The sequence below is a fragment of the Halomonas sp. DP8Y7-3 genome, from assembly GCF_019801675.1.
Lineage (GTDB): Bacteria > Pseudomonadota > Gammaproteobacteria > Pseudomonadales > Halomonadaceae > Halomonas > Halomonas litopenaei_A.
The window spans coordinates 1-12,485 of record NZ_JAHVIO010000002.1 but is presented as its reverse complement, the minus strand read 5'-3'; the positions used below and the strand labels follow the sequence as shown (position 1 = coordinate 12,485).

The following is a 12,485-nucleotide window of genomic DNA, read 5'->3' as shown; positions in this document are numbered from 1 at the left end:
AAAACACAGAACCCTGCCGACCGGCAGGGTTCCTCGTGTGGTGTTGACGTGCGGGATGATTAGAAGGCGCGACGCCGATAGTCCCTGTAATTCGGACTCCAGCAGCTCTTCTCGATATCCCGACGCAACTTGGTGCCGTCACTTTTCAACGCCACCCCTTCATGCTGGGCCTGGGCCGCGACGTCGAAGGCGATGGACTTGGAGATCTCGCGGATACGCGACAGCGGCGGCAGCATGGCGCCCTCGCCTTCCTTGACGATCGGGGCTTCACGCGCCAGCGCACGGGAGGCGGCCATCAACATGGCGTCGGTGACCCTGCGGGCGCCGCTGGCCACCACTCCAAGGCCAATGCCTGGGAAAATGTAGGCATTGTTGCACTGGGCAATGGGAATGGTGCGGCCGTTGATCTCGACCGGGGCGAAGGGACTGCCGGTGGCGACCAGCGCATCACCGTTGGTCCACTCCAGCACGTCAGCGGGCACCGCTTCAGCACGGGAGGTCGGGTTCGACAGCGGCATGATCAGCGGCATCTGGCAGTTGGCATGCATCGCCTTCACCACCTGTTCGGTGAAGATGCCCTTCTGTCCGCACACACCAAGCAGCACCGTCGGTTGCACCTGCTTGACCACCTCCAGCAGGTCCTGGCCGTTCCAACCTTCGACTGACTGTGCGGGGTGTGCCAGGCGCCGCTGGAAGTCTCTCAGCCAGGTCTGATCATCGGTGACCAGGCCCTCGCGATCGACCATGTAGACGCGCTCACGGGCCTGGGACTCGGTCAGCCCTTCGGCCATCATCGCCACGACCACCATCTCGGCAATCCCGCAGCCGGCAGAACCGGCACCCACGAAGACGACCCGCTGACGAGCCATGCCTTCGCCACGCGCCTGGCAGGCTGCCATCAATGTCCCCACGCAGACCGCGGCGGTGCCCTGGACATCGTCATTGAAGCAGCACATCTCGTCGCGATAACGCTCCAGCAACGGCATCGCGTTGGCCTGGGCAAAATCCTCGAACTGCAGCAATACCTTTGGCCAACGACGCTTCACCGCCTGCATGAAGGTCTCGATGAACTCGTCGTACTCTTCCTGGCTGATGCGCGGATGACGCCAGCCCATATAGCGGGGGTCATCCAGCAGCTGCTGGTTGTTGGTCCCCACGTCCAGCATGATCGGCAGGGTATTGGCGGGGCTGATGCCGCCACAGGCGGTGTACAGCGACAGCTTGCCGATGGGAATGCCCATGCCGCCGATGCCCTGATCCCCCAGGCCCAGGATGCGCTCGCCGTCGGTGACCACGATCACCTTGACGTTATCCTTGGTGGCACTTCTGAGGATGTCATCCATGTACTCGCGATCCGGGTACGAGATGAAAAGGCCCCGGTGGTTGCGATAGATATTGGAGAATTCCTCACAGGCCTTGCCGACCGTGGGGGTGTAGATGATCGGCAGCATCTCTTCGAGATGGCCGGACACCAGGCGGAAAAACAGCGTCTCGTTATCGTCCTGAATCGCCCTCAGATAGATATGGCGGTCCAGATCATTCTGGCACTGCTGGTACTGGTGATAGGCGCGCTCGACCTGCTCGTCAATGGTCTCGACGTTCTGTGGCAACAGGCCAATCAGGTTGAACTGCAGACGTTCCTTCTGGGTGAAGGCACTACCCTTGTTGAGCAGCGGCATCTCCAACAGAGAGGGGCCAGCGTAGGGAATATAGAGGGGACGCTTAGGTTCTGTGCTCATCTCTCGTCTCGTTTGGTGACTCGGTCAAGGGACTCTTGTCAATCGCCCTTCTCAGGGGGCTCGGTCGAGTCCGAGTACTCTTGCGGTACCCTTTGTGCCCACTCTAGCACGCCAGCGAGCAGGCCCCAGGAAAAGCGGTGGTGCTAGGGGACAGTCATGCGCAGTTTGGCTCAGACCCCGGGAGGCCGACCATAAGGATGCTGCCCCCGAGGGCCGGAGTCAGCATCCCTTGCGGCGTCAGACGAAGCGGCCAAGGCCTGAGGCAATGCGCAGGCGGTCCATCAAGGGAGCCGCCTCGGCCCGGGCACGCTCAGCGCCCTTCTTCAGCACTGACTCGATGTGGCCTGGGTCTTCCATCAGGGCGTGATAACGCTCCCGAGGCTCGCGCAGCTGCTCGTTGAGCAGCTCGAAAACGCGATTCTTGGCATCGCCCCAGCCGATACCGGCGACGTAATCGTCTCGCATGGCCTGAGTATCGGACTCGCTGGCAAACGCAGAGTAGATCTGAAACAGCGTACAGCTGTCGGGGTCTTTCGGCTCGCCGGGCTCGAGCGAATTGGTCTTGATCTTGCGCACCAGCTTCAGAAGCTTCTTCTCAGGCACAAACAGCGGAATGGTGTTGTTGTAGCTCTTGGACATCTTGCGTCCGTCGAGTCCACCAAGCACCTGCACACGCTCATCCACCACCGCCTCAGGCAGCGTGAAGAAGTCTCCTTTGTACAGGTGATTGAAACGGCCAGCCATGTCACGCGCCATTTCAATGTGCTGAATCTGGTCACGCCCCACCGGCACACGATTGGCCTGGAACATCAGAATGTCCGCAGCCATCAGCACCGGATAACCGAACAGCCCCATGGTGACGCCCTTGTCCGGGTCCTGGTTGCCCGCCTCTTCATTGTCCGCCACGGCGGCCTTGTAGGCATGTGCGCGGTTCATCAAGCCCTTGGCGCAGACGCAGGACAGCATCCAGGTCAGCTCGGGGATCTCAGGAATGTCGGACTGCCGATAAAAGATGGCATTGTCGGTATCGAGCCCAAGAGCCATCCAGGTCGCTGCGATTTCCAGGCGTGATTGCTGCACCCGCTGGGGATCCTGACACTTGATCAAGGCATGCAGGTCGGCCAGGAAATAATAGGACTGGACGCTCGGATCGAGACTGGCTTCGATGGCAGGCTTGATGGCACCAACATAATTGCCCAGATGAGGCGTACCGGTCGTGGTAATACCGGTGAGAACCCGGGTCTTGTCGGAGGCTGCGGAAGTAGCGGACATGAACGACACTCTGTATCGGCAAATGCCCGCTATGGTAACGCCAAGGCCGAACGATGGCGACCTGCCCGGCCACATTGCGTCGTGCTGCCAGCAGCGACGCAGTGGACATGCTCAGGGCTCGCCAGTGGAGCGGCGAGCTCTGCCTATCGGGAACAGCGCAGCCCGTCAGCTTAGAACGCTGTCGACACTGACCACAGGGAGTGAGAACGCCTCGCCCACAGCCGCATAGGTCAGCTTGCCGTCGTGCACGTTGAGCCCCGCCGCAAAATGGCGGTCTTCCGCCAGCGCGCGGCGCCATCCCTTATCCGCCAGTGCTACCACAAAGGGTTGCGTGGCATTGGTCAACGCCTGGGTCGAAGTGCGCGCGACCGCACCCGGCATATTGGCCACGCAGTAGTGCACGACGCCATCGACGATATAGGTGGGTGCCGCGTGGGTGGTCGGCCGCGAGGTCTCGAAGCATCCCCCCTGGTCAATGGCCACGTCGACCAGCACCGCACCAGGCTTCATGTCGGCCAGCATGGCCCGGGTAATCAGCTTTGGAGCTGCCGCCCCAGGCACCAGCACCGCACCAATGATCAGATCGGACTCGCGCACCGCCTCATCCAGCGCATCGGCGCAGGAGAACACCGTTTTCATGCGCCCTTGATAGCGGTCATCCAGTGTTTCCAGGCGGGGAATCGACTTGTCCAGCACAGTCACCTCGGCGCCTAGACCCAGCGCCATACGGGCCGCGTTTTCGCCGACGACACCACCACCAATCACGGTGACCCGGGCCGGAGCGACGCCTGGCACGCCTGGCAATAGCACGCCAGCTCCACCCTGCGCCTTCTCAAGACTATGGGCACCCGCCTGTACCGCCATACGTCCTGCAACAGTGCTCATCGGGGCCAGCAGCGGGAGCCCGCCTTGGGCAGCGGTAATGGTTTCATAGGCGATGCAAGTAGCTCCGCTGTCCAGCAGACCCTTGGTCAGGGTTTCCTCGGCAGCCAGATGCAGATAGGTAAACAGGGTATGCTGGGGTCCTAGCCGAGCCACCTCTTCCGGCTGCGGTTCCTTGACCTTGAGAATCAGCTCCGCCGCCTGAAACAAGGCCTCGACGTCGGCCTCGATGGAGGCACCGGCGGCGATGTAGGCATCATCGCTATAGCCAGCACCGTCACCGGCACCGGACTGGACCACCACCTGATGACCACGCTCGCTCAATTCCCGCGCACCACTAGGCGTCAGCGCGACACGGTACTCATGGTTCTTGATTTCCTTGGGTACGGCGATCTGCATGATGGCGTTCTCCACACGTGATAACGATAGCGAGCACCTGTAGTGCTTTTCTCTTCATCACCAGTGAAGCACAAGATTTTTTTGCGGTGGAAGCGCCCCATCAAAAACGGAAAAATCCTTAAAAAGACAGCGACCAGGCAAAACAACCCTCTTCCATCAGAGGGTTAAACAGCAAGACAGACTGGCAAGGCTGGGGGGGGGGAGGAGCGCAGCCCCCTCCCGAACGTCACGGCGTGGCAGCGACCTGGGAGGGGGGCACTTCAAGAGGGTGGAGAGGTTCTTCGGCTTCTGCTCACACCTTCACTTAGTAAAGGGCAAGAAACGCCTTGATCGTATCTTTTAGCGCCATCTCCAGGGGCTGGCTTTCGTCTGTTGCTACTAGTGGATAGACACTCCTGATAAAACGCCTCACTCCATTCACCTCAGCATCAATATAAATAATAAATATCGATGCATCGTTGGGGTTTTCCTCCTCCGAGTACACGCCCCTTAAATACTCCTCACCTGAGAAATATTCTTCAAACTCATTCTGGTCCATGACCGTGAAGCTAAAATCCGCCTCATGGTTCATCATCGATGTCGCTACGGCTGCACCGATAAGCCCGAAAACACTACCTGCTGCCTGAGCTTTTAGCGCCTTTCGCATATTCGAATAGATAACAAAATGATGAACCTTGATTTCAACAGCATCCTCGTCAGGCGAAATAGCATCAAATGCCATATGCTGAAACAGCCTTAACGGAGACGGGTCTGTCGCATCATGATTCACACGGTATATACCGTAGGCATCGCTTGTCACTAGATAACTGAAGGTTTCCAACTCTGACTCTGAAGCCGGCCTAGAATCATGAATAATCACCGACTCCGATTCATGCAAATTATGTACATCCATTTTCATCGGACTGGCGGAGCACCCCACAAGCGCCAAGGCCAACATCAACCAAACCATACATCGCATCTTCACACTCCAGAACATTGTTATTTTCAACAAAAGATAACCTAAGCGTTGATCAAGGCAGAGCTACTACCGAAAGAGCTTAGCCGCAGGTTCTAAGGTCAACACCTGCGCACAAAGACTCCGCCTGTGGCACGCACAATGTGATGCTACACCTGCTTTTTTCATGCCAATACGATGATAGAGACACAGCCATCCGCCATTAGCATTAGCAGCTGGCGTCCTATCGATCGAGCAACATCATTGCCTCCGCCATAATAGAGCTGAGGCGGTCGCGCCCTGAACACACCCTGTCTACAGCAAGCTCAAAGTACGACAATTAACCGAGGGGTTACCAGGCAGAACTATCCTGAATCCAGCATTCGAACGAACAACGTTAGTCACTATCGAGCACTAAAAGAAAAAGCAGGCCAGAGTCATTTAAACCGATATCCTAGCTCGCCCTTTGGTGGGCGAAAAAAAGGATAACTATCACACTATCTACTCTTTCAGTAGGGAGGCAACCACGGCAGAGCACTATCGATTAGTACTTGATTGAAGCGATAATCTACTGAGCTGCACAGTCAATTGTGTAGCCAGAAGGGGTATAAAATGGGAAACAAACCTATGGTCAAATGCTAGACTGTGAAGCACATGGCCGCTAATTAATGCAAACATCGTCGCTGACGGTATGGTTCGGCGCGTCGCCGGTCTAAACCAAGCATCCCTGTCTCATCCGCACTGACATTGAGGTCCTTGGTGGCATGAAGGGCGTCGCCAAAAGCTTCAGGCTCCTCCTCAGCGCGTGAGGCAAAAGGTTCTTCGGGACCAACCTGCATATACCTGCTACCCAACGTCTCGTAATTATTCTATGGATTTATAATAATAAGCGAGCAGAAAGCGAAATACTAAAGGGATCTCAGTTGACCCATCGATCGTGTTGCACTAAGAAGCTTCATCCGGCCTCAAAGAACTCGGTAAGCAGTCTACTACAAGAAAATCAAACAGCAAAGAAGTATGTCTAGGCAGGTAAAGGACTGAGAGGCATAGCCCACTCCGGACTGCCACGGGTTTCTGCTCAACTGAGCATCCAAGACATACCTACTGAAAAAAATTAAACCATCTATGAGCTTAAATATGACAAAACCTCTTGTTCCGCTTCCTCAGGAAAAAAAACAACCAAACGATGTGGAACAAAATCTGAATGGAGCTGGCAAAGCTCTTTAGTCTTTTCATCCATCCATGTTTTTACCGCATGCTCAAGAATTTCAAGATAATCTACCATTTCAGACCTCTCTAAGCGTGGAAGGTCAAAATGAACAATATAAACATCAAATTCACTTATCCAGTCGAGATCCAACAGACAGTCATTAAAGGCATTCCAATTTTCACCGAAATATCCATTTGGAGCTTTCAATTCACGCCCGTAAGTCTCGAAAACATTAGTTTGATCACTAATATCAACCCCATTAATACAAGCCACACAACCGTGCTGACGCAACTCATCTATTTCAGGAGACTTGAAAAAAAATTTGGCATTTCCATATCTAATCCATCCTTATAAATGTTGTGTAGTGATCAGGCGTATAGTAGAACTCCCCACCCTGCCCGGTTACGATTCTCTGAGGGCCGGGTCCAGATATTCCTGGCGTGGGATGAACATATTCGACATGATACCCTTTTGGGTGGACCGGAAGTTCTGGGTCAGTTTTTCCACGAACAGGTCTGTTTTGGAAAATTTCCCCATCATTTCTCCCAACCGAAGACTTCAGCCCACTCTCAATTCGATCAAGCGTCGGTCTAAGATTAACCGTACCGGTAAATACAGTTCCGGTTTTGCGATCAACAACCGTCACACCGTCAACAAAGTCAGTAATCCGACGGTTTGAGGCACCACTCCCCGTTGGCCTCCTTGGCCCGCCCATCGCCGCCACCACAGTGGCCAACGCGGCGGCCTCTTCAATGCTTAAGTTCGAGAATCCCCGGAACTGTTCCACTCTGTCAGCATCGACCACTAGGTCCAGTGCCGCGTCTTTCTGCTCACGCAACACCATAGCATCGTCTGCCGCACTGAAGGGGATATCTTCAGGCCCCCGCCCCATTAGACGATCAAGTGCGTCTTTAAACAGCTCCTCATCACCAAGGTCCTGGTCGTACCTTGCCGCACAGGCCGCTACATCGGTTTGACATAAGTTGATCAGCTCTTGCTGCTGACGATCAGACAGCTCGTGGTAACGCGCCTCGATCTCTCCGCAATCCTCTCTCGCCTCACAGCCGTCCACCTCGTCGACGTACTCGTCGATTTGCTGATGCGACAGGTAGTTATACTGCGTCGCACTGCTCGCCACTTGAGCGCCGATCTGCAGCTCGTTGTCGTCGTTGCTGGCGATCTCGGCGGCGATGACGCCGATGATCTGGGAGTTCATCACCAACAGCCGGCCTTTGTCGGCCTGGCTTATGTCGCTGTACTCTCCAGCGAGCTTGTCGACCAGCAGTTCGTTGGCACCGGCGGCGAGTGCGCCGGTGGTGAAGTCGCCCCCTGCCGCTTCGGCGGCCAGGCCGCCCATGACGGCGTGCAGTGCACCGTCAAGCCCCCCGCCAGCAGTGCTGGGCGTTGCGCCGATATCGGCCAGCGACGCCACCGACTGATGTTGGGCTTGCGGGTATGGCTCTCGCTGGTGTTGGCGGCGGATGCCAGAGTGACGTCACCGCCGGAGACCAGGCCTAGGCTCCCCTACTCGTCGTTACGAATCATCAACTGAGAGGTTTCTGATCAGGGTACTCAAACTTTGTCGTGATACTCCCGTCCTCATTGATAAACAGCGTAAACGCATCCCAGTCACCACCGGTATGCGCCTTCATCTTCGAGTGGAGCTGGGGGACCAAATCTAACGCTTCATCATTCCTCAAAAGGGCATATTTTTTTTCGCCCCCCACAAAAAAAGTTAGCTGGCTACCGACACTAGAGCTTCCGTCATCATAACCATGATCATACTCAAACCGACATGAGGCATTTGTGAACCCTTCCGGTGCCCTCGCAGCCACAGCTCGATAGAGTTGATCGATTAACAAGCGCTGATCTTCTATGGGATATGTCATGGCTACTGTCCTGATTGATTGTGGAATCTTCGCTCAAACGGAACGCCGTCAATTTCGTACTCAATCGTCAAGCTGTCCGGCCTCGGATTATATGGATCGGCCCGGTTCAGCCGCACAGTCACATTCCCCACATCATCGCCATTTTGAAACATCCAAGACACGACACCTAGCCTACAAGGCACGCACTAGTCAGTCCGCACTCGACAATCAATTCCGTTAAAGACATCCTTATCACCTCGAAGATATTGTTTTAATAATACCAGCCATTCGATTGATTCCATACCGTCAAAAAGCGGATCGTAGTCACCTGTCACAGTCCCGATCAGTTCTGACACCTCCGGAATATCAGATATCAACTTAATCAATCCATTGAGATATTTAATCATCTCTTCAGACGCTTCATCAGTATGACAAAATTCGCGCTCTACCACTTCGACCATGCCGCCTTCTTCGTCCAAGTCCCAAGTTTGATAAAAGGCCCCACTCATCCACGAGCGTAGGGTTTTCAAATCGGCATCAGAAATAGCACGCTGCTGAGCATTTTTCATAAAAAGGCCTTAGTTAATCACTTTTGACACAGGATGGCCGGTTATGATGCGATAGCCGTTTGGTAAAGATGAGTCTGGCATTATTACCACTCTGACCCCGGTAACCGATTGTGGAAAAGTTCCTCCCTTCGGAACCCACTTTCCTGTTGGTTGCCCAATATCCAAATCAAAAACCGCAACTCTACGGCTTCCTGGATTTGCCAAATAGGCTTCAATATCAGATTGACGAGCTGCAATAACTTGAGCGGTGTACCTCTCTGCATCTGAAATCGATAAAAATGATGACGCACCGCCGCTGGGAGCTCGTTGCCCGCCTATGCCATTCGCTCGCTGAATCAGTTGCTGGTCTGTTTTTCCAACATGTCTGTCGATCAAATGACCACCGGCATTTTCGTGCAGTATCAACCCACCACCTGGCACACTATCCGTGCCCACAGACCCCGGCACATCATCCAAGCTAGCATACGTCTGCCCCTCGGGCGATACGTAGTACCTGTCGCCCTCTGGAGACTGGTACACCTTGTATCCCGGTGGCGTGGTGTGCTGCGCGCCTACCGGCCTCAGCTCAAGGGAGCCTGCTGGCAGGTCCACTCTGGTGCTGTTGGCAGCGGTAGTGACCAACCGACCGGTTCTTCCGGCCGTCATGGCAGTTTTCAGGCCTAACGTCCCGGCAAGCGACACCAACTCCACCGCGGCCTTGCCTAGCTCCACCCCGGCGTTGTAAGCACCGTCAGCACCCGCTCGCTCGTACTCACGCTGGTAGGTCTCAAGCCGCTCGGCGTAGTCCTGAGCCGCCGATTCAATCAACGTGACGATGATGTTGTCTTCCTGCAGCAAGGCCGCCATGGCGGCGTAGGTATCACCATCAAACAAGGCCAGAAGATCATCGGCACTCTCGTAGAGAGCTTCCGGAACGCCTGATACCATGCCAGAGTGATAGGCGCTGTCTTGCAGCTGGTCCACCTCAGTCCAGTATTCGTTACGCTCCGCCTTGCAGCTAAGGCTTTGACACGCCTCCAGCTCCTGGCTTTTCTGTTCCTCCTGCCAATGGCTCAGGTAGTTATACTGCGTCGCGCTCCCCGCCACCTGGGCGCCGATCTGCAGCTCACTGTCGTCGTTGCTGGCGATCTCGGCGGCGATGACGCCGATGATCTGGGAGTTCATTACCAGCAGCCGGCCTTTATCGGCCTGGTCCAGGTCGCTGTACTCTCCAGCGAGCTTGTCGACCAGCAGCTCGTTGGCACCGGCGGCGAGTGCACCGGTGGTGAAGTCGCCGCCCGCGGCTTCGGCAGCCAGGCCGCCCATGACGGCATGCAGGGCAGCCTTGTTCAGGCTGCCGTTTTCAAGGGAGGTATTGCCGATGGCGTTGAAGCCAGCGGCGGCGAAGGTGTTGGCCAGGCTCGCCTGGAGCGCGTCACCCAGCTCGGCGTCACCGCCCAGCGCCCGGTCCAACAGCGCGGAGGTGGTGTTCTGCAACAGCTGGTTGGCGCCGAACTGGCCCGCCCCTTGCCAGGTGCCAAGGGGGGCGCCTGTGACCGTCCCGCTATTGGGCAGGCCGGTGGTGGTGCCGGTCTGAGTACCGGTCCAGCCGTCGTACAGGCCGCTGGTCAGTCCGGCGGTCACGCCCGCCACGGCGTAGCCGCGCAGGGCGTCACTGGAGGTGACGTCGCCCCAGACCTCGCCCAGATCACCCTGATGATTGATGGTGCTGACAGCGGCGTTGCTGGCCATGCCCGTCAAGGCGGCGGTAGCGGCCATATTGGCCCAGCCCGCCGCGGTGGTAGTCGTGGCTGCGGCCCAGACAGTGCCAGCGGCGGCAGTGGCTCCCCCGGTGCCGGCAGCGGTCGCCACCAATCCACTGGCCGCCCCTGCGGTGAAGTAGGCCACCACAATCGCCACCACCAGCTGCGCGGCGGCGCTCATACCCGAGTGGTCATAGTTCCACTGGTCATGGAGGGCCTTGACCTCGCGCCAGTCGACGTCGCCACGGGCTTCCATCTCGGCCAGCCAAGCTAGGCTCGGGTCGGCTTCGACCATGGCGCTGATGGTCTGGTGGATGCTCTGCTCATCGACCTGCTCGATGTCGACGTTGACGCCCTGGGCGGCGCGGATGATCCGCTCCCCCTGGGCCACCAGCTCACTCTGGCGCAGGGTCTCGACGGTCTCGCCTTCGCCCTTGGCCGACTGCCAGACGGCATTGCTCGAGCTCTTCTCGTGGGTCTCGCTATGCAGGTCGCGGGCATGGGCGAAGGTAATCTCGCCGCCGCTGTCCAGCACCAGGTCGTTGCCAGCCTCGAGTCGGGCGCCCTCATAGGTCTGGTCGCCGTCGCTGACGATGATCAGGTCACCGCCGCTGGCGATCTCGCTGCCCTGGGCGCGCAGGTCCTGCACTTCATCGAGACGATGCTTGTCACCGCCGAACAGGCCGCCGCTCTCGTTCTTCTCGTAGCGGGAGTAATCCTCGTCGTTGGCGGCCAGCAGGGCCACGTCGCCACCGGCATACAGATACGCCTCATCGCCAGCGCTGGCGGTGCTTGCCACCAGGGTGAGATCGCCCCCAGCGGCGACCGTCAGGTCGGTGCCGGCCGCCAGCTCGCTGCCCTGCTGACGCACCGTGCGGGTGTCGTAGGTCTTGTTGGGCTTGCGGGTGTGGCTCTCGCTGGAGTTGGCCGCAGACGCCAGGGTGATGTCGCCGCCGGCGACCAGGCCCAGCCCCTCGCCGGCTTCGACGCGGCTGGCGAGAAGGCCGATATCGCCCCCGGCGCTAAGGCTCGCACTGCCTCCGGCCTCAAGGATGCTACCCACCTGGGTCACGCTGTCGGTGGCGGTGATCTGGCGACGACTGACGTCGCGGCTGGCGTCGCTGTCCTCACCGGAGACAATGGCCATGTCGCGCCCGGCGGCCAGCACCAGGTCATCACCGCTTAAGACCTGACTTGCGTCGATCGCGATATCCCGTCCGGCCTGCCAGGTAAGATCGCCCCCGGCAGCGGTGGTTGAGCCGAGCGTGGTGGCGCTGTCTTGGCGATCGCGGCCGCGGGCATCCTGCCAGTGGCTAACGTCCACCACGGCCCCGGCCACGATGTCACGACCGGCGGTCACGGACAGGTCAGCACCGCTGGTCACGCTGCCACGATTGACCACGTCACGCCCGGCCTGGATGTCGAGCTGGTCGCGGGCGCTGATGCTGCCGCCCTGGTCAAGATAGCTGCGATAGTCCCGTGAGGTGCCAGCGGCCACACTTAAGCGGTCGTTGACTACGTCACCCTCAAGGGCCGTCAGGCTGACCCGGTCCCCGCGAATCTGTCCCCCCATGGCGTTGCGGATATCGTCGCGGGCGGTGAGGTTCAGGGCGTCACCGGCCTCGACCAGGCCGCCCTGCAACACCGACCCTGCGGCGTAGGCATTAAGGTCGTGGGTGGCGCGAAGGGTGCCGACGTTGACCAGATCGCCGCCGCTGATCAGGTCGATATCTCGGCCCTGGATCACCCCGCCACCGCGCACGTCTCGGCTGTCCAGGTTGGCCAGGTACAGCACCGGCGCGAGCACCGTCTGGCCGTCGATCTGACGCTCCTCCAGCCAGACGATGTCGTGGGTCAGCGCCGCCACCTG

9 protein-coding genes are annotated in these 12,485 nt (G+C 58.0%); all 9 read right to left on the bottom strand.

Going from position 1 to position 12,485, the window contains the following annotated elements; genetic code table 11:
* Positions 1-59: 59 nt before the first annotated feature.
* Positions 60-1,739 (bottom strand): NAD-dependent malic enzyme, encoded by a 1,680-nt coding sequence (locus KUV86_RS01510; RefSeq protein WP_206940349.1) that lies wholly within the window; start codon positions 1,737-1,739, stop codon positions 60-62.
* 237 nt (positions 1,740-1,976) lie between these two features.
* Positions 1,977-3,011 carry a tryptophan--tRNA ligase gene (gene trpS, locus KUV86_RS01505; protein WP_206940351.1) on the bottom strand — a complete coding sequence of 345 codons (1,035 nt, stop codon included), beginning with the start codon at positions 3,009-3,011 and terminating at the stop codon, positions 1,977-1,979.
* A 165-nt stretch (positions 3,012-3,176) separates the two neighbouring features.
* Positions 3,177-4,292, bottom strand: coding sequence for an alanine dehydrogenase (gene ald / locus KUV86_RS01500; RefSeq protein ID WP_206940353.1), 1,116 nt, complete (start codon positions 4,290-4,292; stop codon positions 3,177-3,179).
* Between the two features lie 304 nt (positions 4,293-4,596).
* A complete protein-coding gene (locus KUV86_RS01495) occupies positions 4,597-5,241 on the bottom strand; it encodes a hypothetical protein (RefSeq protein WP_206940355.1) in 645 nt (214 codons plus the stop codon).
* 1,108 nt (positions 5,242-6,349) lie between these two features.
* The gene (locus KUV86_RS01490) at positions 6,350-6,727 is read right to left on the bottom strand and encodes a barstar family protein (RefSeq protein WP_222483375.1); all 378 of its coding nucleotides are present in this window, start codon (positions 6,725-6,727) and stop codon (positions 6,350-6,352) included.
* 46 nt (positions 6,728-6,773) lie between these two features.
* The gene (locus KUV86_RS01485) at positions 6,774-7,868 is read right to left on the bottom strand and encodes a ribonuclease domain-containing protein (RefSeq protein WP_222483374.1); all 1,095 of its coding nucleotides are present in this window, start codon (positions 7,866-7,868) and stop codon (positions 6,774-6,776) included.
* A 112-nt stretch (positions 7,869-7,980) separates the two neighbouring features.
* Positions 7,981-8,325, bottom strand: coding sequence for a hypothetical protein (locus KUV86_RS01480; protein ID WP_222483373.1), 345 nt, complete (start codon positions 8,323-8,325; stop codon positions 7,981-7,983).
* Between the two features lie 185 nt (positions 8,326-8,510).
* Positions 8,511-8,873, bottom strand: a complete 363-nt coding sequence (locus tag KUV86_RS01475; RefSeq protein ID WP_222483372.1) for a hypothetical protein — start codon at positions 8,871-8,873, stop codon at positions 8,511-8,513.
* A gap of 9 nt (positions 8,874-8,882) precedes the next feature.
* Positions 8,883-12,485 (bottom strand): DUF637 domain-containing protein (locus KUV86_RS01470; RefSeq protein ID WP_222483371.1); only part of this gene is annotated, 3,603 nt, incomplete at its 5' end.